Below are 19807 nucleotides of genomic sequence, written 5' to 3' on the forward strand. Positions count from 1 at the left end.
TCATCCTCGCAAACCCGTGGGGGTGCCGCGACGCGCGCGTGGCATGATCGCGGAGGTCCACGTCCTCACGAAGGAGTCCTGCGCGTGCCCGGAGAGAACCTCACCCGTGCCGAGGCGCGCGAGCGCGCCTCGCTCGTCGACACCGCGTCGTACGACGTCGCGCTCGACCTCACGACGAGCCCGACGACGTTCCGCTCGCGGACGGTCATCCGCTTCTCCGCGACCGAGGGCGCGGCGACGTTCGTCGACCTCATCGCCCCGACCGTCCACGAGGTCGTGCTGAACGGGCGCGCCCTGGACCCCGCCGCCGTGGTCGCGGACTCGCGGATCGCGCTCGACGGGCTCGCCGCCGAGAACGAGCTCGTCGTCGTCGCGGACTGCGCGTACATGAACACCGGCGAGGGCCTGCACCGGTTCGTCGACCCCGTCGACGACGAGGTGTACCTGTACTCGCAGTTCGAGGTCGCGGACTCCCGGCGGGTGTTCGCCGTCTTCGAGCAGCCCGACCTCAAGGCGACGTTCACGTTCACGGTCACCGCGCCGGCGCACTGGACCGTCGTCTCCAACTACCCGGCCGTGGGCGAGCCCGCGCCGGTCGAGGGCGGCGTGAACCGCAACGGGGGCGCCGACCACGGCACCGCCACGTGGACGTTCGAGACCACGCCGCGCATCTCGTCGTACATCACCGCCGTCGTCGCGGGTCCGTACCACGGCGAGCACGGCGAGCTGACGAGCTCGGACGGCCGCACGATCCCGCTCGGCGTGTACTGCCGCTCGTCGCTCGCCGAGCACCTCGACACCGAGGAGATCCTGGCGATCACGCGCGCCGGCTTCGCCTTCTACGAGGAGGCGTTCGGCTTCCCGTACCCGTTCGCCAAGTACGACCAGCTCTTCGTGCCCGAGTTCAACGCCGGGGCCATGGAGAACGCCGGGGCCGTCACGTTCCTGGAGTCGTACGTCTTCCGCTCCAAGGTCCCCGAGGCGACCGTCGAGCGGCGCGCGGTCACGATCCTGCACGAGCTCGCGCACATGTGGTTCGGCGACCTCGTCACCATGCGCTGGTGGGACGACCTGTGGCTCAACGAGTCGTTCGCCGAGTACGCGTCGACGCTCGCGACCGCCGAGGCCACGCGCTGGACCAGCGCCTGGACGACCTTCTCCTCGATGGAGAAGTCGTGGGCCTACCGGCAGGACCAGATGCCGTCGACGCACCCGATCGTCGCGGACATGCGGGACCTGGAGGACGTCGAGGTCAACTTCGACGGCATCACCTACGCCAAGGGCGCGAGCGTGCTCAAGCAGCTCGTCGCCTGGGTCGGGCAGGAGCAGTTCCTCGCCGGCGTGCGGGCGTACTTCGCGAAGCACGCCTGGGGCAACACCGAGCTGCGCGACCTGCTCGCCGAGCTCGAGACGACCTCCGGGCGCGACCTCGCACCCTGGTCCGCCCTGTGGCTGGAGCAGGCCGGCGTCACGCTGCTGCGTCCCGAGATCGAGGTGGACTCGGAGAACCGCGTCACGTCGTTCGTCATCGTGCAGGAGGTCCCCGCCGAGCACCCCGTGCAGCGGCCGCACCGGCTGGCGGTCGGCGGCTACGACCTCGACCGCGACACCGGCGCGCTCGTCCGGACGACGCGCGTCGAGCTCGACGTCGACGGTGCGCGGACCTCCGTGCCGGAGTTCCTCGGCCTCCCCCGGCCGGCCCTCGTCCTCGTCAACGACGACGACCTGGCCTACGCCAAGATCCGGCTCGACGACGCCTCGCTCGCGACCGCGATCGAGCACCTCTCCGACTTCTCGACGTCGCTCCCCCGCACGCTGGTGTGGGGCGCGGCGTGGGACGCGACGCGCGACGGCGAGCAGCCCGCGCGGGACTTCGTCGACCTCGTGCTCGGCAACATCGCGCACGAGACGGACTCGTCCGTCGTCCAGACGCTGCTCCGGCAGCTCGCGACGACGCTCGACCTGTACGTCGCCCGCGAGCACCGGGACGCGACGGCCGACTCCGCCGCGGACCGCCTCCTCGCGCTGGCGCGAGGTGCCGAGCCCGGCTCGGACACCCAGCTGCAGCTGGTGAAGGCCTTCGCCGGGCGGGCCCGGACGGACGAGCAACTCGACGCCGTCGCCGCACTCCTCGACGGCCGGGAGACGCTCGACGGCCTCACGGTGGACACCGACCTGCGCTGGGAGCTCGTGACGTCGCTCGTCGTGGGCGGCCGGGCGAGCGACGCCGACATCGCGGTGCAGCTCTCCGCCGACCCGACGGCGACCGGTCAGCGGGCCGCCGCCAGCGCCCGGGCGGCCGTGCCGACCGCCGCCGCGAAGCGGACCGCGTGGCACGCCGCCGTCGAGGACGCCGCCGTGCCGAACGCGATCCAGGCCGCCACGATCTCCGGGTTCGGGCGCGTGCATGACGTCACGCTCCTGCGCCCGTTCGTCGAGCCGTACTTCGCCTCCGTCGAGCGCGTGTGGGCCGAGCGGACGAACGAGATGGCGCAGAACGTCGCCGTCGGCCTGTACCCGCTCGACCTGTCCGACGACGAGACGGTCGACGTGCTCGCGCTCACCGACCAGTGGCTCGACGAGCACCCCGACGCCAGCCCGGGCCTGCGCCGGCTCCTCGTGGAGTCGCGCGACTCGGTGCGCCGAGCGCGGGCCGCCCAGGAGGCGGACCGCCGCCGAGGCTGAGGAGAGTGCGCCAGCATCCGTGACGTGGCGGTCGCCCTCCGTGGACGGCGACCGCCACTGTCATGAGTGGTCGCCCCGCAGCACACGCGCGTACGCCGGGTCGACGCCGAGCAACCGCCCGAGCTCCTCGAGGTCCTCGACCTCCCGCAGTGGGAGGACGACGTCGTACTCGTAGAGCTGCGTGCAGAGGTTCTTGAAGGCCACTTCGGCCTCGCCGACGTAGACCAAGGTCGTGAAGTCCATGACCTCGTGGACGAGCAACCCTCGCTCGCCTCCACGGATGACCGCATCACGGACCCGCGTTGATGTCCGCGCGGCTCGTCCTGTCGGTCATCGAGCTCGTTGCCGGGAGCAGACGGCGCGCGACCACCGACGGGCTGCCGCGTGTCCTGGACGCCGCTCGCGCGGCCACATCACTCCGGCTCTTCCTTGACGATGCAGAAGTTGGGAACGGGCTCCGTCCCTCGCACCGTCGGGAGGAAGCCCTCCGCTCGGGGCGCCGGGCCAGGCGGCAGTCCTCGTAGGCAGGCGTCGCACCAGAAGACGAACGTCGAGCGCTCGCTGGCCGGATGGTCGACCAGGAAGACCAGCTGCAGGAGTTTGCTCCCGCAGCTCGGGCACGGCGTGCCGGACAGAGTCGACCGGCCGGCGTGGATGTTCTCGTAGGCGTCGTACCACTGTCCTGCGACGTCCATCGCGTGGGCGCCTGCCGTCAGCGCCGCTCGTCGTCAAGCTCGACGACGGGGGCGGCGGACGACACCTCGATGTTCCCGAAGTCGCCGACGAGCGAGTGGCGGTCGTCGCCGATGAGCAACGTGTCCACCGACCCGTAGTCGATCTCCCCCGTCGCGTCGCGGGCTGGAGGCCGCCCCTGGTCCGACCACGTCAGCCGGCGAACATTCGGGAAGCGCAGGACGCCGCTGCGATAGCAGTACTGCTCTCCTGGGAGCGGCGCCGTGAATGCCCTGTGCGACTCCAGGAGGACGAAGTCCAGCCTGAGCACCAGCGCTCCGGGACGTGCCGTGACATCCAAGACCCACGAGTCTTCGAGGTAGTAGTCAGCCAGCGCCGGAAGCGTCCAGTAGGCAGCGTCGGTCAACGCGATCCTTCGATCGAAGATGTCAGCAGCTCGTCCCGCGCCGTGGACGAACCGCGGCCCTGGCGACGTCCCGAGACTCCCCGTCGTCCGCGGGGCCCTGAGATCACGACGGCGCTGCGTTCTCGCGCAGCGCTTCCGTGAGCTCGGGGTCCACGGACAGCAGCCGACCGAGGTCCTCGAGCTCCTCGATCTCCGCCACGGGCAGCGCCACGTCGTACTCGTACAGCTGGGTGCACAGGAGCTCCATGCCGACCTGGCCTTCGCCCGCGTCGAGATAGTCCAGCACGTTGGCAACGTCGCGGTGCGGAAGGCCACGAACCTCGGCTCCGACGACCGCCCAGCGCAGTCGCTGCATCACGTTCGACTCAGCGCGATGCCCGGTCACGGGATCGGGAAAGCGGTGATGATTCCCTCGCCGCCCGGCTCGATGGCCACTCGCATGTTGACGCCGTTCCGCACTCCCTCGGCGATGAAGCGCACGGGCTTTCCCTTCTTCGTGAACTCTGCTCCCGCGACCCCGGATTGCTGGATCCACGTGATGCTCGGATCGGTCGCCACATCGGAGACCGCGTGCATGATCTCGTCGTCCGACCAGGACTGAGGAAACCACGTCTTGCCGTCGATGCCCCCATGTCGGTGGCCTTCCATGATGTGCGCGCGTCGACTCGCCGAGGCGAGGTCGACGAACTCGGTCGACGTCGCCTTGACCGCCGTCGACTCCGTCGCCGCCAGGAGGCGGCCGCCGCCGAAGCGGGCGCCGAGCATGCCGAAGGCGGCCATCTGGACGGCGCCGGCGCAGGCGCCCTTCGTGTCGTCCGACGAGCAGGTCATCACGGCGAGCGCGACGCCGGACGCGATGTTGACGGCGGCGCCCGTCGTGGCGAGGCCGCCGATGAAGGGCGCTACGGGTGCGCACACCACGGTGGCCGCGCAGCCGATGGCCACGATGCCCGCGCCGACCGCGACGTAGCCCGAGATGGCGTTCACGTCCTGGAGGAAGTTCTGCCAGGAGAACAGGCCGAGCTGGTCCGTCAGGACGGCAGGGTTGGCGCTCGCGTACCGGTAGGTCTCGCCGGTGCCGCCCTGGTCGGGCGTGGTGAAGGCGGCGGTGCCCGGGTGGTAGACGCGGTAGCCGAGGCGCCAGGCGGTGTCGCCGTTCGTCGTCCGGCCGCCGGTGAACATGAGCGGGTTGGCGACGGCGCCGCTGACCGCCGTCTGCTTGGCGATGGCGCCGTAGGGCTCGTAGGCGTACGTGCGCTGGACGGCACCGGAGCCGTTGCGGGTGGTGACCACGGAGCCGAGCTCGTCGGTCGAGTAGTGCGTGAGCGTGGAGCCGGTCACGAGCGTCGTCAGCTCGCGTCCGTAGACGTACGCCCGGGTGACGGTCGCGCCCTTGCGCTCCCCCACGAGCTGCACGGAGAGCGGGTCGTAGTCGAAGGTGGTCGTCGCGGCGCCTGCGGTGGAGGTCAGCAGCGCGCCGTTGCCGGTGTAGGTGTACCGCGTCGTCGTCGAACCGGTCACGGTCGACGTCACCTGCCCCGCCGCGTTCACCGTGTAGGTCGTGCCCGAGCCGCTCAGCTGGTTGCCGTCCGCGTCGTAGGTGAACGACCGCGCGCCACCGGCGCCGTCCTGGCTCACGAGCCGGCCCTGGTCGTCGTACGTGAACGTCGTGGCGCCCGAGGGCCGCCTCAGCGTCACGAGGTTCCCGGCCTTGTCGTAGCCGTAGCGCACGTAGTCGGTCGCGCCCGTGCACGTCGTCGCCCGGTAGCAGGCGGCGGTCAGCCGGCCGCGCGCGTCGTAGGTCTGCGTGGTCGACCGGCGAGCGAGGTCCGTCACCCTGGTCGGGTTGCCGGCGGCGTCCCGCACGTAGCTCGTGCTCGCGACGAGCTTCCCCGCCGCATCCCGCTCGAAGCTCTTCGCGAGACGCCCGTTGCGGTCGAACCGCTGGGTCGACGTGATCCCGTCCGGCTGGACCCGGGTCACGGTGCCGGCCGCGGTGTCGTAGGTGTAGCGCGCCAGCACGACGGACCCACGCGTCACCTTGGCGAGGCGACCGACCGTGTCGTACGCGTACGTGACCGCCGCCTGGTGCGGGGCGGTGCGCGACGTGAGGCGCCCCGCGGCGTCCCACGCGTAGGACCACGTGTCCGCACCCCGCTTCACCGTCGTCGGCCGGTCCAGCGCGTCGTACCGGTACGTGGTCGTCCCGGAGCCGTCCGTCATCGACGTGCGGCGCCCGGCGGCGTCGTACGCGAACGTCACGTCGGGCGTGTCGTCCGAGTAGTCCACGCGGGTGAGCAGCGACCGGGCGTCCCACGAGAGCGTCGTGGTGCGGCCCGACGGAGCGACGACGGTGCGCCGGCGGCCGTTCGAGTCGTAGGTGAAGCGCCACGTCGCTCCGGCGACGCCGACGCCCGTCACCCGGTTGGCGAGGTCGTACGTGTACGACGTCACCCGGCCCGCCTCGTCGGTGAGGGTGGCGAGGTTCCCGGACCGGTCGTAGGTGCTCGTCGTGGTCGAGCCGTCGGGGTAGGTCACCGCCGTGGGGTGGCCGGCGTTGTCGTACGTGTACGCGGTCACGCCGCCCCGGGCGTCGGTCCGCGTCGCGACGCGGCCGAAGCCGTCGTACGTGTAGCGCCCGAGGACGCCCGTCGGCCCCGTCACGGTCACGACGCGGCCCGCGGCGTCGCGCGTGAGCCTCGTGGACCACTCACCGGTCGCGCCGGCGACGTTGCCCGCCGGCGGCGTGGTCGAGACCAGGCGACCGAAGGGGTCGACCTTCAGGGTCGTCCGGTCGCCGTTGGCCGCGGTGACCGCCGTGGGGTCGCCGGTGGTCGCGTCGTAGGCGAATGTCGTCGCGCCGGAGGCGGGAGGCGTCCGCTTCGCCAGGTCGAACATCGTCGCGGCGTAGGCGAGGCTCGTCGCCGCGGCGGCGACGGGCGGCGTCACCTTCGTGAGGTTGCGGCGTGCGTCGTAGGCGTAGGTGGTCCGACGGCCCAGCCGGTCCACCGACGACGAGGGCTCCTTCTGCCCGGCGGCGTAGACGGTGGTGTCCACGTACCCGGCGGCGTCCACCCGGTCGGTCACGTGGCCGTCGGCGTCGTAGTCGAAGATCGTCTGGTCGCCGGTCGTCCCCGCGACGCGGAACAGCGTCCCGTCGTCGTTCCAGGTGTACCTCGTCGTGACGCCCGTCGGGTCGACCTGCCGGACGAGCCAGCCCCGCGCGTAGACGTCCTTCCAGACGCCGCCGCGCGCATCCGTCATCGTCGACGTCGTCGTCGCGGGGTCCCAGGCCCAGGTGGTGCGGTGGCCGTTGCCGTCGCGCTGGGCGACCACCCGGCCGCCCGAGCCGTACTCGACCGAGACCTGCGGCGTCGCGGCGGCCGTGTTGCGGACGCTCGCGAGACGTCCGGACGCGTCGTACGTGTAGGCGACCTCCACACCCCCCGGCGACCGCACCCCCGTCAGGCGACCGCCGGAGTACGTGTACGACGTCCTCGCGGTGGCGCCGCCGGTGCCGGTCGCCGTGACGGACGCGAGCATCCCGGCGGCGTCGTAGGCGTAGACGAGCGAGCGGCCGGCCGAGGCGACCGTCGCGACGCGACCGCCGGCGTCGCGCGAGAGGGTGATCGCGCGGCCGTCCCGGTCCACCATGGACCGCAGCGCGCCGGTCGAGGAGAACGTGAGCGCCCAGCGGTCCTCGGTGGACACGACGAACGTCCCGTCGGCGTTCTCCTGCAGCGTCGCCGCGCTGGCGAAGGGGTCCTTCCACGTCGTCCCGCTGCGGAACGGGAACACGGTGCTGGCCCCGTGGCTGGACCGCCACGTCACGGCCACCCCCCGCTCGACGACGAGCGAGTCGGAGAACGAGCTCGTCCAGCCGCGACCCAGCGGGCCGGAGCGCTCGAGATCGGAGCTGTAGGAGCGCCAGACGTCGAGCGACGCGCCCCGCACGGGCATCGTCAGGTCCGTCTCGGCGTGCGTGAAGGCGCCGGTCAACGATGCGACGGGGTCCGCCTGCAGGCCGCTGGGCGCGAGCCCCCCGACCACCAGGCCGACGGGCATCGGCGTCGCGGGCGCCCCGGGCGTCATCACCGCGAACGCCCGCGCGTTCGTCCCGGCGGGCTCGTCGCCGACCTTGCGCGTCATCTCGAGCCAGGCGCGCCCACGCTGGACCGGGCGGCCCGCGTTCGTCTGCGAGCCCGCCGGGCAGGTCGCGGGGATCGCGACCGTCACCCCGCCGAGCAGCTGCGGGGCGCTCGGGTCCTTCGACGTCACGGCGCCCGACCCGGACGCGAGCACCTGGCGCAGGCTCGAGCAGTTCGACAGGACGAGCTCGAGGCTCCAGGACGCCGTCGGCGTGTGACCGGCGCAGCCGCCGGGGACGACCTCGAGGAGGTACGCCCACGCCTCGAGCGTCGCGACCTGCCCCGTCTCCCAGTAGTCGACCGGCACGCCGCCCGAGTTCGCCATCGTCGGCACCGGGTACACGACGCACGGTGGCCCGCTCGCCGCGTGCGCCGACGCGGGCAGCAGGGCCCCGAGCAGGGCGATCACGAGCAGGACGAGCACGGACCGGCGGGCACGACGCACGGCATTCCCCTGACTGGTCGACGGATCGAGCCGTCGAACCGTCCCAGGGGCGCCACCGCGCCTCGGGGTCGTCCACAGCAGGTCGGCGACGGACGGCGCCGTCCACAGCCCTGCGCCGGTCTCGTCTATCGGAGGCGGGCGCCCGAGCGGTCGCGGACTAGCGCCGGAACACCGCCGCCAGGCTGCGCAGGCGGGCGTTCGTGAACAGGTCGTCGACCAGCACGACCTGCCCCGCACCGTCCGCGAGCGGCACCTTCCAGTTGGGGTACTCCTGGTCCGTGCCGGGCTGGTTCTGCGCCCGGCGCTCGCCCACGGCGTCCGTCAGCGCGACGCCGAGCAGCACGGACGGCGTACCCAGCAGCCACCGGTGCAGCGCCTCGACGATCTCCCGCTCCGACGGGTCGTCCCCCACCAGCCCGCGCGAGCGCAGCGCGTCGAGCATGCGACCGCGCTCGGACTCCGCCTGCGCGCGCACCGTCGCGACGGGCTCGGTCAGCAGGCCGAGCCGTTCGCGGATCGCGACGTGCTCGCCCGCCAGGTACCCCGCGGTCGGCGGCAGGTCGTGCGTCGTCACCGTCGCCAGGACGAGCCGGCGGTACTCCTCGGGCGGCAGCGGCCCCCCGTGCCCGTCGCTCTCGAACCACAGGACCGAGGTGCCGAGGACGCCGCGCTCGGACAGGTAGTCGCGCACCCAGGGCTCGACGGTCCCCAGGTCCTCACCGATGACGACGGCGCCCGCACGCTGCGCCTCGAGCGCGAGGATCCCGACGAGCGCCTCGTGGTCGTAGCGGACGTAGGTGCCCTCGCCCGCGCCGGCGCCCTCGGGGATCCACCACAGCCGGAACAGCCCGATGACGTGGTCGATGCGGATCGCGCCCGCGTGCCGCAGGACGGTGCGCAGCATGTCCCGGTACGGCTTGTAGGCGGTGCGCACGAGCTCGTCCGGCCGCCAGGGCGGCTGCGACCAGTTCTGCCCCTGCTGGTTGTACATGTCGGGCGGCGCGCCGACCGTCGCGCCGCGCGCGAGCACGTCGCCCAGCATCCAGGTGTCCGCGCCGGCCGGGTGCACGCCCACCGCGAGGTCGTGCATGATCCCGAGCCGCATGCCGCCGCCGCGCGCGGCGGCCTGCGCCGCGGCGAGCTGCTCGTCGACCACCCACTGCAGCCACGTGAAGAACTCGACGCGGTCCGCGAGCGCGATGCGCTCGGCCTCCACCGCCGGGGACGCCGGGTCCGCGAGCTCGGGCGGGAACGACTCGGGCCCGTACTTCTCGGCCAGCGCGCACCACAGCGCGAACGTCTGCAGCCCGGCGCCCTCCTCGGCGACGTACGCGGCGTACTGGGCCTCGCGGGCCGCCGAGCGCGGGACCGCGTGGATCACCTCGAGCGCGGAGCGTTTCGCCTCCCACGCGGCGTCCCGGTCGATCGGGGCCGAGCTCGCGTTGAGCGGCGTGACGGTCTCCGCGGCCCACTCGACCAGCGAGCGGTCCGCCGACGAGAGGTACCCCGCCTCGCGCACGTCGTCCGGCCGGATGTAGAGCGGGTTGACGAACCGCCGCGTCGTCGGCAGGTACGGCGACGGCGTCATCGGCGCCACCGGCTCCGCGGCGTGCAGCGGGTTGATGAGCACGAAGTCCGCGCCGTGCTCGTGCCCGACCAGCCAGGCGACGTCCGCGAGGTCGGCGAGGTCACCGACCCCCCACGACCGCTGGGAGCGCGTCGAGTAGAGCTGGGCCATGAGCCCCCAGGCGGGGCCGTCGGAGAGGAAGTCGGGCAGCGCCACGCGCTGGGGCGTCACGACGAGCGTGCCGCGCGCACCCGCGCTCGGGCCGTCCGCGCGCAGCGTGTGCCAGCCGAGCGGGAGGTCGTCGGGGACGAGGAACGTCGCCCGGCCGATCCGTCGCCCGTCGACCGTGCGCGGCTCGACGTACAGGTCCACCTGCACGAGCTGGACCTGGCCGCCGCCCGCCTCGTCGTCGAGGTCGACGTGGACGGTCACGGGGTCGCCGTCGGTCACGTGGACCGGCACCCGGACCTCGGTCCCCTCCCGCGCGACGACGACGGGCGGGACGACGCGCCGCCACGGCATGTCGTCGGCGTGGGCGAGCGCCAGCTCGATCCGCTCGGGCGAGGACGCGTCGACGCCGAGGGCCGCCAGCACCCGCCGCAGGGTCCCCGTGCGCGGGTGCTCCCGGGTGCCGTGGAAGCTCCAGAACTCCGTCGCGATGCCGTGCGCCTCGGCGAGGCGCAGCAGAGCAGGCGAGGGAGCCGCCGAGTCGTCGAGCACACGTCGATCCTGCCAGAGCACGCGGTACGCGCCAGGCGCCACGACGACGAGGGCCCGGCGACCGCCGGCGCGGACGGTCGGCGCAGGCCGCGCGGGCCGTCGTAGCCTTGCCGACCATGAGTGGCCCCCTGTCGCACGCGTACCCGCCCGCCGACCGGCTCGACCTCGTCGAGGACCTGCACGGGCAGCCGGTCGCCGACCCGTACCGCTGGCTGGAGGACGCCCAGGACCCGCGCACCCAGGCGTGGTCCGACGCGCAGGACGCGCTGTGGCAGGAGCACCGGCGCGCGGCGGCGCAGCGGCTGGCTGCCGGGCCGTTCGGGACCGAGGCCCTCACGGACCGGCTCGGGCAGCTGCTGGGCGCAGGCTTCGTCGGCACGCCCGCGTGGCGAGGCCGGCGGCGGTTCTTCGCGCGCCGTTCGGGCGAGCAGGAGCACGCGGTCGTCGTCGTCGCCGAGCCCGCGCCGGACGGGACGGAGGTCGAGCGGGTGCTCATCGACCCGATCGCCCTGGACCCCGCCGGCACGACGACGCTGGACGCGTGGCAGCCCTCGAAGGAGGGCGACCTGCTGGCCTACCAGGTCTCGTCCGGCGGGACGGAGGAGAGCGTCCTGTGGATCGTCGACGTCGCGACGGGTGCCGTGGTCGACGGGCCGATCGACCGCGCGCGGTACTCCCCGGTGGCGTGGCTCCCCGGCGGCGAGGAGCTCTACTACGTGCGCCGGCTGGCCCCGGAGCTCGTGCCGGAGGACGAGCGGCAGTACCACCGTCGGGTGTGGCTGCACCGCGTGGGGACGAGCACGGACCAGGACGTCGAGGTGTTCGGCGCGGGGCAGGACAAGACCACCTACTACGGCGTGAGCGTGTCCCGCGACGGCCGGTGGGTGCTCCTGCACGCGTCCGTCGGCACGGCGCCGCGCACGGACGTGTGGATCGCCGACCTCGCGGGCGGGGCTGCCGACGAGCCGCGCTGGCGCGAGGTGGCGGTCGGCCGGGACGCGGAGACGAGCGCGAGCGTCGGCCGCGACGGGCGGCTGTACGTGCACACCGACCTCGACGCGCCGCGCGGCCGGCTCGCCGTCGCCGACCCGACGGACCCCGGGCCGGAGGGCTGGCGGACGCTGCTCGCGGAGGACCCCGAGGCGGTGCTGGAGGACGTCGCGCTCGTCGACGACGGCGACCCGGCCCGGCCCACCGGGCTGCTCGCCGCGTGGCGGCGGCACGCCGTCTCCGAGCTGACGACGCACGACCCGACCACGGGCGCGTGGACCGGCGAGGTCGCCCTGCCCGGGCTCGGCTCGGTCTCGGGGCTCGTCACGCGCCCCGAGGGTGGCGCCGACGTCTGGTGGAGCTACACCGACCACACGTCGGTCCCCACGGTGCACCGCTACGACGCCCGCACGGGCAGCACCGTCGTCTGGGCGACCCCGCCGGGCGCGCCCGCGGCCCTGCCCGAGGTCCGCGTCCGGCAGGTCGTCGCGACGAGCGCCGACGGCACCCCGGTCCGCGCGTTCGTCGTCGCCCGCGCGGACGCCCTCGACGCGGCGGGCCGGCCGCTCGCACCGGTCCCCACGATCCTGTACGGGTACGGCGGCTTCCAGATCTCGCTCGACCCCGCCTACTCCGCCACGACCCTCGCCTGGGTCGAGGCGGGCGGCGTCTACGTCGTCGCCAACCTGCGCGGCGGCGGCGAGGAGGGGGAGGACTGGCACCGCGACGGCATGCGCGCGCACAAGCAGCACGTGTTCGACGACTTCCACGCGGTCGCCGAGCTGCTCGTCGCCGAGGGCTGGACGACGCCCGAGCGCCTGGCCTGCATGGGCGGCTCGAACGGCGGCCTGCTCGTGGGCGGGGCCCTCACGCAGCGGCCGGACCTGTTCGCGGCGGTCGTGTGCTCGGCACCGCTGCTCGACATGGTCCGCTACCAGCGGTTCGGGCTGGGCGTCACGTGGACCGAGGAGTACGGCGACGCGGACGACCCGACCGAGCTGGGGTGGCTGCTCGGGTACTCGCCGTACCACCGCGTCGTCGACGGCACGCCGTACCCCGCCACCCTGTTCACGGTCTTCGAGGGCGACACCCGCGTCGACCCGCTGCACGCCCGCAAGCTGGCGGCCGCGCTGCAGGCCGCGACGAGCCGACCGCCGCAGGACGCGCCGGTGCTCGTGCGCCGGGAGGTCGGCGTCGGGCACGGCGGGCGGGCGCTGTCCCGCACGATCGCCCTGTCGGTGGACCAGCTCCAGTTCGTCGCCGACCGCACCGGGCTGGGCGCATGACCGCCGCCGGCCCGACGCCCGAGCCGACCAGCAGCCCCGCCGGCGACTACGTGCCCCAGGGCTGGGGGCCCGACGACCTGTGGGACTGGTTCCTCGGCATCCCGCTGCGGGTGACGCTCATCGTCGCGATCTCCTCGATCCTGCTGTACCTGCTGCACCGGCTGATCCGGACCGTCACGAACCACGTGGCCGAGGGCAGCCCGGTGTTCGAGCGCGGGCGGCTCGGCGAGAGCCCGATCGGCTCGGCGCTGCGCGTCGCCGACCCCCTCGCCACCGCCCGGCGCGCGCAGCGGGCGCGCACGCTCGGCTCGGTGCTGCGCTCGGTCGCGAGCATCCTCGTGTGGTCGATCGCGGCGTTCCTGGTCCTCGACGCGCTCGGCGTCAACATCGCGCCGTTCATCGCCTCCGCCGGCGTCATCGGCGTCGCCGTCGGGTTCGGCGCCCAGAGCCTCGTCAAGGACTTCCTGACCGGCCTGTTCATGCTGCTGGAGGACCAGTACGGCGTGGGCGACGTCGTCGACGTGGGGCCCGCGTCCGGAACCGTCGAGGCCGTGACGATGCGGATCACGAAGGTCCGCGACGCGGACGGGGTGCTCTGGTACGTCCCGAACGGGACCATGGTGCGCGTCGGGAACAAGACGCAGGGGTGGGCGAACGCCGTCGTCGACGTCGACGTCGACTACTTCCAGGACGTGGACCGTGTCCGCGACCTGCTGCGGCAGGCGGCCCGCCGCGTCCAGGACGACCCGGTGCTCGGGACGTACCTGCAGGGCGAGCCCACGGTGACCGCCATCGAGAAGCTGAGCTTCGACGCGTTCGGCCTGCGGCTCAAGGTGCGCACGGCGCCCGCGATGCAGTGGGAGGTCGCGCGCGCGCTGCGCGTGGCCGCCCGCGACGTGCTGCAGGAGGAGGGCGTCCCGCTCGCCGGTCAGCGGGACCTGTGGGACCGGCACCGCGCGGAGGTGCCCGCCACGCCCGACGAGCCGGGCGCCGACGCCGAGGCCGGGGCGGCGGACACGCCCGCCCGCGACCCCCGCCGCACGCCCGTCGAGGAGGTCGTCGACCCGGCCCCCGCCGAGCCCGACCCGACGCCGGCGGCGCGCAGACGGCGCGCGCCGCGGCCGAAGGAGTAGGTCGTCAGCGCAGGGAGTCGAGCTCCGCGGCGAGGTTGTCGGCCTCCGGGCCGACGATCACCTGGACGATGCGGCCCGAGCGGACGACGCCGAACGCGCCGGACGCCTTGAGCGCCGCCTCGTCGACCAGCTGGGCGTCCGTCACCTCGACGCGCAGCCGCGTGATGCACGGCTCGAGGTCGACGACGTTCGTGTCGCCGCCGAGCGCTGCGAGGATCTGCTCTGCCTTGCCCATGGAACTCCTTGCTCACCGATGCGCCGATCGCACGCACGTCGTGCCGACGCGCTCCTCCAGCCTATCCCCGGCTGTGGCGCACGTCGCAGAGCGGCCGTGTGACGGAGCCCGGGGCCGTCGCCCGTGCGTGTGAGGATGGACGCGTGCGTCCCGACACCTTCTACGCCGCGATCGGCGGCCACGAGACGTTCGTCCGGCTCGTCGACGAGTTCTACCGCGGCGTGGCCGACGACCCGGTGCTCCGCGCGATGTACCCGGAGGACGACCTGGGCCCCGCCGCCGAGCGCCTGACGCTGTTCCTCGAGCAGTACTGGGGCGGGCCGACGACGTACTCCGACACGCGCGGGCACCCCCGGCTGCGGATGCGGCACGCCCCGTACAAGGTCAACCCCGACGCGCGCGACCGCTGGCTGCGCCACATGCGGGCCGCCGTCGACTCCCTCGACCTGGCGCCGCTGCACCGCGCGCAGCTGTGGGACTACCTGGAACGGGCGGCGTTCTCGATGATCAACTCGTTCGAGGAATGACCGGCGGCTCGTCGACCGGTGCGGCGCCCGGCGGGCACCCGCTCGTGGCACGCTTCCTCGCATGACCGACCTGGGCAGCATCACCCCCGACCCCATGGCCGCCGTGCTGCGGATCCTCGACGTGCAGCCGGTGCCCGGCGAGCCCGACACGTTCCGCGGCGAGAGCCTGCCGCTGCCCCGCGGGCGGGTCTTCGGCGGGCAGGTGCTCGCGCAGTCGCTCCTCGCCGCCGGACGCACGGCCCCCGGCGACCGGCTCCCCCACTCCCTGCACGGCTACTTCCTGCGCGCCGGCGTCCTCGACGAGCCGATCACGTTCGCCGTCGAGCGGCTGCGCGACGGCCGCTCGTTCGCGGCCCGGCGCACGCACGCGATCCAGGGCGGTGCGCCGATCCTGTCGATGATCGCCTCGTTCCAGGAACAGCAGCCGGGCATCGACTTCTCCGACGAGATGCCGCACGGGATCCCGGACCCGGAGGACGTCCCCTCGGCCGTCGAGGTGCTCAGCGGCGTCGACCACCCGGGCGCCGCGTTCTGGACCCACGCCGCCGCGTACGACCTGCGCCACGTGCACGGCGCGATCTTCCTGCGGCCCTCCGAGGACCGCTCGGGCCAGCAGGCCGTGTGGTTCCGCGCGCGCGGTCCCGTGCCGGACGACCAGCTGCTGCACCGGGCGCTGCTCGCGTACGCGTGCGACCAGGTGATGCTCGAGCCGGTGCTGCGCCGCGCCGGCCTCTCGTGGGTGCATCCGGGGCTGTCCATGGCGAGCCTGGACCACGCGATGTGGTGGCACCGGGACGCGCACGTGGACGACTGGCTGCTGTTCGTCCAGTCCACCCCGAGCGCCCAGGGCGGGCGCGGGCTCGGCGCGACGCGCGTCTTCGACCGCGAGGGCCGCCTCGTCGCGTCCATCGCGCAGGAGGGCATGGTCCGGCTGCGGGACTGACGGCCGGACCCGCCGCCCCCACGTTCGGCGAGCGCGAGCGCGGCTCGCACCGCAGACTTCCGGCATGGTCCGGCTCCGACGCGTGCGCATCGACGCCCCCGGGTGGACCCGCCGGCGCGCGGGCTCGGGGTTCGTGTACCTCGACGTGGACCGCGCGCGCATCGCCGACGAGGTCCACCTCGAGCGTATCGTCGGCCTCGCGATCCCCCCGGCGTGGGAGGACGTGTGGATCTGCCCGTGGCCGAACGGGCACATCCAGGCGGCGGGCCTCGACGCCGCGCAGCGGCGCCAGTACCTCTACCACCTGCAGTGGCGGGCGCGGCGGGACAAGCTCAAGCACGACCGCGTCCTGCAGGTCGCGCGTGCCCTGCCCGCCGCCCGGCGGCGCGTCCGGCGGGACCTGGCGCTGGACGGCATGCCGCGGGAGCGGGCGCTCGCCGTGGCGTTCCGGCTGCTCGACGAGGCGTACCTGCGGGTCGGCGGCGAGGGCTACGCGGTCAGGCACGGGTCCTACGGGCTGGCCACGCTGCTGCGCTCGCACGTGCGTGTGCTCGCGCCGCAGTCCCCCGGCGACGAGGGGCGCGTGCACCTGAACTTCCCGGCGAAGTCCGGGCAGGTGCGGGACACGGTGGTCGAGGACGACGACGTGGCGCGGGCCGTGCGGCTGCTCGTCCGGCGGCGCGACGACGGCCCGCACGCGGACGAGCTGCTCGCCTGGCGCGACGACGGCGGCACCTGGCACGACGTGACGAGCGCGGACGTCGGCGCGTACGTGAAGGCCATGCTCGGGACCGACGCGACGCCCAAGGACTTCCGGACGTGGCACGCGACCGTGCTCGCCGCCCGCGCGCTGGCCGACGCCGGCCCGCCGCCGGCGTCCGAGCGCGCGCGCCGGCGCGTCGTCGCGCAGGCCGTCAAGGACGTCGCGGCCGAGCTCGGCAACACGCCGGCGGTCTGCCGCGCCTCGTACATCGACCCTCGGGTCATCGACCTCTGGGAGCACGGGGCCACCATCAGGCCCACGCGGTCCCACGCGGTGGCCGAGCGGCGCACGCTCGAGCTGCTCGCCTGAGCGCGGCCCTGCGGGTGCGGGCCGGGTGGCCGCCCCGCAGACTGCGACCATGAGCGCAGCAGGCGGCCCCTCCGCGGGCGAGCTCCCGGCCGGCCCGGTCGACCCCTCGGTGGGGTCGGAGCCCGACGACCTCGCGCCGCAGCCCGTCGCGCAGACCCTCCCCGGGCTCGTCCCGGGCTTCGACGCCGACGGGAGCCCCCGCGGACCGCTCGTCGCCGTCACCGGGGTGACGGGCTACGTCGGCGGCCGGCTGGTCCCCGAGCTGCTCGCCGCCGGGTACCGCGTCCGCGCGGTCGCCCGCAACCCCGACCGGCTCCGGGGCCGGCCCTGGTACGGCGACGTGGAGGTCGTGGCCGCGGACGCGTCGCAGCCCGACGAGATCCGCGCGGCGCTCGACGGCGCCGCGGTGGCGTACTACCTCATCCACTCGCTCGGGTCCGGCCGGTCGTTCGAGTCACGCGACCGGCACACGGCGCTGGTGTTCGCGCAGGCGGCCCGCGAGGCGGGCGTCGCGCGCATCGTCTACCTCGGCGGGCTGGTGCCCGAGGGCGAGGAGCTCTCGCCGCACCTGCAGTCGCGCACGGAGGTGGGCGAGATCCTGCTCGCGTCCGGGGTGCCGACGACCGTGCTGCGGGCGGCGGTGATCCTCGGGTCCGGATCCGCGTCGTTCGAGATGATGCGCTACCTCACGGAGCGGCTGCCCGCGATGACGGTGCCCCGGTGGGTGGACAACCGGATCCAGCCGATCGCCGTCCGTGACGTGCTGCGGTACCTCGTCGGCTCGGCGGCCATGCCGCCCGACGTGAGCCGCGCCTTCGACATCGGCGGCCCCGAGGTCCTCACGTACCGCGACATGATGCAGCGCTACGCGCACGCCGCGGGGCTGCACCGCCGGGTCATCGTCGGCGTCGGGGTCCTGACCCCCCGCCTGTCGAGCCTGTGGGTCTCGCTCGTCACCCCGGTGCCCGGAGGGCTGGCGCGCCCCCTCGTCGAGTCCCTCGTGCACGAGGTGGTCTGCGACGAGCACGACATCGCCGACCACGTGGCCGACCCGCCCGGCGGGCTCGTCGGCTTCGACCGCGCGGTGCGCCTGGCGCTGAGCCGCGTCCGGGACGCGCAGGTGCAGACGCGGTGGTCCTCCGCCGCCGTGCCCGGGGCGCCGAGCGACCCGCTGCCCAGCGACCCCTCGTGGGCCGGCGGCTCGCTGTACACCGACGAGCGCAGCGTCCTCGTCGACGCCTCGCCCGCCGCCCTCTGGCGGGTGCTCGAGGCCGTCGGCGGCGAGCGCGGCTGGTACTCGTGGTCGCTCGCGTGGCGCGTCCGCGGCGTCGCGGACCGCCTCGTCGGCGGCCCGGGCCTGCGCCGCGGCCGCCGCGACCCGCGGCACCTCGCCGTCGACGACACGGTCGACTGGTGGCGCGTCGAGGAGGTCGAGCGCGGCCGGCTGCTGCGGCTGCGCGCCGAGATGCGGGTGCCCGGCCTCGCGTGGCTCGAGCTCGCGATCGACGACGAGGACGAGCCCGACGGCACGACGCCCGGCTCGCCGGGCTGGACGCGACCGCCCACGCGGTTCCGCCAGCGGGCGCTGTTCCACCCCCGGGGGCTGGCCGGCCAGCTCTACTGGTGGTCGGTCTACCCGTTCCACGGCGTCGTGTTCGGCGGCATGCAGCGCAACATCGCCCGCGCCGCCGAGACCGCCGAGCGCGCCCGGACGGACGTCAGCGCTGCCGCGCTGCCGTGATCCTGCAGACGAGCTCGTCGAGCGCGTCGTCCGGCAGCAGCTCACCGGCGAGGAAGACCCGGGTCGACCCCTGCCGCAGCCGGACCACCCGCCCGAGGCGCCGCACGCGGGACAGCGCCTCGTACCGGACGTGCGACGCGCCGAGCGGGCCCGCCAGGAAGAGGTGCTCGGGCTCGAGCGCGAGCGCGAGACGCGAGCCCGCCGGCAGCTGACGACCCGCCTGGCGCACCATCAGCGCGCGCAGGGCCGCCGCGACGACGGGAAGCAGGACGAGGACGGTCAGGAGGAACCCCGGGCCGGTGCGCAGGACCAGCGCGGCGGGCACGCCCACGAGCACCACCCCGGCGAGGACCCACGGCAGGACCCAGCGCCAGAAGACCGCGCCGGCGACGCGGCGCGCGTAGCCCTCGTCGGTCGTCCACGCGGTGTGGTGCACGGCGCCGGGGGCCGGCGCGGGCACGGTCGGCACGGTCGTCGCGTCGTCGGGCGCCGCCGCCGGGCGCTCCGCCCCGCTCACGGGCGTCGGCGCATGGGCACGGGGGCCTCGACGTACGGCTGCCACGCGGCGCGCTCGTCCGGGCCGATGCGCGTCGGCGACCCGGAGCGGTCGACGAGCACGACGGTCGTGACCGCCCGGGCGTACACGACGCTGCCCTCGACGGACGACGGCCGGTCGCGCACCTCGTAGCAGACGTCGAGGCTGGCGCCGCCGAGGTGGCCGACCCAGAGCTCGACCGTCACGGGGGTGCGCTGGTAGCCGAGGGGCCGCAGGTACTCGATCTCCTGCCGGGCGATGAGCGTGTGCAGGTCGGCGTCCGGCCCGGCGTCGAGCACGGCGGTCGGGAAGTCGGGGTCGGCCCGCACCCCGTCGGTGCCGACCGGGTGCGACCAGAACGCCGAGATCCGGGCCTCCTCGAGCAGCCGCAGCATGATCGCGTTGTTGACGTGGCCGTACGCGTCGAGGTCCGACCACCGCAGCTGGACCGGGACCTCGATGCGCATGGCTGCCTCCTCGTCGTCGGGCCGCCCGCCGTCGGGTCGACCGCCCCGGGCGATCCTAGGCCCGTCGCCGCGGTCGGCCGAGGTCAGGAGGCCGCACGCCGCGCCGCGGCCGCCGCGGTGGCGTGGGCGGTGACGACCGCGGTGACCGGGCCGACCACCCGGGCGGTCGCGACCTCCTCGACCGCCGACCGCAGCGAGCGCCGCGCCCGGGCGG

Annotated in this window: 16 protein-coding genes; 7 read left to right on the forward strand and 9 right to left on the reverse strand. The window is 74.4% G+C overall.

The genetic code is table 11. The features are described 5' to 3' along the window. Positions 1-84 precede the first annotated feature (84 nt). Positions 85-2685 carry an aminopeptidase N gene (gene pepN / locus HGCM_RS14810; protein WP_019137604.1) on the forward strand — a complete coding sequence of 867 codons (2601 nt, stop codon included), beginning with the start codon at positions 85-87 and terminating at the stop codon, positions 2683-2685. A gap of 60 nt (positions 2686-2745) precedes the next feature. On the opposite strand, the gene HGCM_RS14815 is transcribed toward pepN, so the two are convergent. From HGCM_RS14815 to malQ, 6 genes are all read right to left on the reverse strand, one after another. Next, positions 2746-2928: a MafI family immunity protein gene (locus HGCM_RS14815; RefSeq protein ID WP_019137605.1), complete on the reverse strand. Its 183-nt coding sequence runs from the start codon at positions 2926-2928 to the stop codon at positions 2746-2748. 170 nt (positions 2929-3098) lie between these two features. Then, a complete protein-coding gene (locus HGCM_RS14820; RefSeq protein WP_019137606.1) occupies positions 3099-3380 on the reverse strand; it encodes a hypothetical protein in 282 nt (93 codons plus the stop codon). Between the two features lie 17 nt (positions 3381-3397). Beyond that, positions 3398-3784 (reverse strand): hypothetical protein, encoded by a 387-nt coding sequence (locus tag HGCM_RS14825; protein WP_019137607.1) that lies wholly within the window; start codon positions 3782-3784, stop codon positions 3398-3400. A gap of 103 nt (positions 3785-3887) precedes the next feature. Further along, on the reverse strand, positions 3888-4139 hold the full coding sequence (locus HGCM_RS14830) for a MafI family immunity protein (RefSeq protein ID WP_175576982.1): 252 nt from the start codon (positions 4137-4139) through the stop codon (positions 3888-3890). 26 nt (positions 4140-4165) lie between these two features. Further along, positions 4166-8377 carry a DUF6531 domain-containing protein gene (locus tag HGCM_RS14835; RefSeq protein ID WP_147572881.1) on the reverse strand — a complete coding sequence of 1404 codons (4212 nt, stop codon included), beginning with the start codon at positions 8375-8377 and terminating at the stop codon, positions 4166-4168. Between the two features lie 157 nt (positions 8378-8534). Further along, positions 8535-10664, reverse strand: a complete 2130-nt coding sequence (malQ, locus tag HGCM_RS14840) for a 4-alpha-glucanotransferase (protein WP_019137610.1) — start codon at positions 10662-10664, stop codon at positions 8535-8537. A gap of 116 nt (positions 10665-10780) precedes the next feature. Here malQ and HGCM_RS14845 point away from each other — a divergent pair, with 116 nt between their 5' ends. Both HGCM_RS14845 and HGCM_RS14850 read left to right on the forward strand, forming a co-directional pair. Then, positions 10781-12940, forward strand: a complete 2160-nt coding sequence (locus HGCM_RS14845; RefSeq protein WP_019137611.1) for a prolyl oligopeptidase family serine peptidase — start codon at positions 10781-10783, stop codon at positions 12938-12940. Continuing rightward, positions 12937-14073 carry a mechanosensitive ion channel family protein gene (locus HGCM_RS14850; protein WP_019137612.1) on the forward strand — a complete coding sequence of 379 codons (1137 nt, stop codon included), beginning with the start codon at positions 12937-12939 and terminating at the stop codon, positions 14071-14073. The genes HGCM_RS14845 and HGCM_RS14850 overlap by 4 nt, the downstream gene beginning before the upstream one ends. Before the next feature lie 4 nt (positions 14074-14077). Here the strand turns inward: HGCM_RS14850 and HGCM_RS14855 are convergent, their stop codons facing one another. After that, positions 14078-14308, reverse strand: a complete 231-nt coding sequence (locus HGCM_RS14855; protein WP_019137613.1) for a PTS sugar transporter subunit IIB — start codon at positions 14306-14308, stop codon at positions 14078-14080. A 143-nt stretch (positions 14309-14451) separates the two neighbouring features. On the opposite strand from HGCM_RS14855, the gene HGCM_RS14860 reads away from it, so the two are divergent. From HGCM_RS14860 to HGCM_RS14875, 4 genes are all read left to right on the forward strand, one after another. Further along, positions 14452-14835, forward strand: a complete 384-nt coding sequence (locus tag HGCM_RS14860) for a globin (protein WP_019137614.1) — start codon at positions 14452-14454, stop codon at positions 14833-14835. Positions 14836-14896: 61 nt separating this feature from the next. After that, a complete protein-coding gene (locus tag HGCM_RS14865; protein WP_019137615.1) occupies positions 14897-15778 on the forward strand; it encodes an acyl-CoA thioesterase in 882 nt (293 codons plus the stop codon). A 64-nt stretch (positions 15779-15842) separates the two neighbouring features. Then, the gene (locus HGCM_RS14870; RefSeq protein WP_019137616.1) at positions 15843-16850 is read left to right on the forward strand and encodes a DNA topoisomerase IB; all 1008 of its coding nucleotides are present in this window, start codon (positions 15843-15845) and stop codon (positions 16848-16850) included. A gap of 49 nt (positions 16851-16899) precedes the next feature. Continuing rightward, positions 16900-18591: an SDR family oxidoreductase gene (locus HGCM_RS14875; RefSeq protein WP_019137617.1), complete on the forward strand. Its 1692-nt coding sequence runs from the start codon at positions 16900-16902 to the stop codon at positions 18589-18591. Here HGCM_RS14875 and HGCM_RS14880 read toward each other — a convergent pair. Together HGCM_RS14880 and HGCM_RS14885 are read right to left on the reverse strand one after the other, a co-directional pair. After that, positions 18569-19051: a hypothetical protein gene (locus tag HGCM_RS14880; protein WP_161604982.1), complete on the reverse strand. Its 483-nt coding sequence runs from the start codon at positions 19049-19051 to the stop codon at positions 18569-18571. The two genes, HGCM_RS14875 and HGCM_RS14880, sit on opposite strands and share 23 nt — an antisense overlap. A gap of 53 nt (positions 19052-19104) precedes the next feature. Then, complete coding sequence (locus tag HGCM_RS14885) at positions 19105-19593, reverse strand: acyl-CoA thioesterase (RefSeq protein ID WP_019137619.1); 489 nt, start codon at positions 19591-19593, stop codon at positions 19105-19107. Between the last annotated feature and the right edge of the window lie 214 nt (positions 19594-19807).

It is taken from the genome of Cellulomonas massiliensis JC225, from assembly GCF_000312005.1.
Classification (GTDB): domain Bacteria; phylum Actinomycetota; class Actinomycetes; order Actinomycetales; family Cellulomonadaceae; genus Cellulomonas; species Cellulomonas massiliensis.

Bases quoted from the DNA above. Each gene is read 5' to 3' on its own strand.
- HGCM_RS14815 (WP_019137605.1), bottom strand. From the start codon at position 2,928: ATGGACTTCACGACCTTGGTCTACGTCGGCGAGGCCGAAGTGGCCTTC.
- HGCM_RS14820 (WP_019137606.1), bottom strand. From the start codon at position 3,380: ATGGACGTCGCAGGACAGTGGTACGACGCCTACGAGAACATCCACGCC.
- HGCM_RS14830 (WP_175576982.1), bottom strand. From the start codon at position 4,139: ATGCAGCGACTGCGCTGGGCGGTCGTCGGAGCCGAGGTTCGTGGCCTT.
- HGCM_RS14845 (WP_019137611.1), top strand. From the start codon at position 10,781: ATGAGTGGCCCCCTGTCGCACGCGTACCCGCCCGCCGACCGGCTCGAC.
- HGCM_RS14850 (WP_019137612.1), top strand. From the start codon at position 12,937: ATGACCGCCGCCGGCCCGACGCCCGAGCCGACCAGCAGCCCCGCCGGC.
- HGCM_RS14855 (WP_019137613.1), bottom strand. From the start codon at position 14,308: ATGGGCAAGGCAGAGCAGATCCTCGCAGCGCTCGGCGGCGACACGAAC.
- HGCM_RS14865 (WP_019137615.1), top strand. From the start codon at position 14,897: ATGACCGACCTGGGCAGCATCACCCCCGACCCCATGGCCGCCGTGCTG.
- HGCM_RS14870 (WP_019137616.1), top strand. From the start codon at position 15,843: ATGGTCCGGCTCCGACGCGTGCGCATCGACGCCCCCGGGTGGACCCGC.
- HGCM_RS14875 (WP_019137617.1), top strand. From the start codon at position 16,900: ATGAGCGCAGCAGGCGGCCCCTCCGCGGGCGAGCTCCCGGCCGGCCCG.
- HGCM_RS14885 (WP_019137619.1), bottom strand. From the start codon at position 19,593: ATGCGCATCGAGGTCCCGGTCCAGCTGCGGTGGTCGGACCTCGACGCG.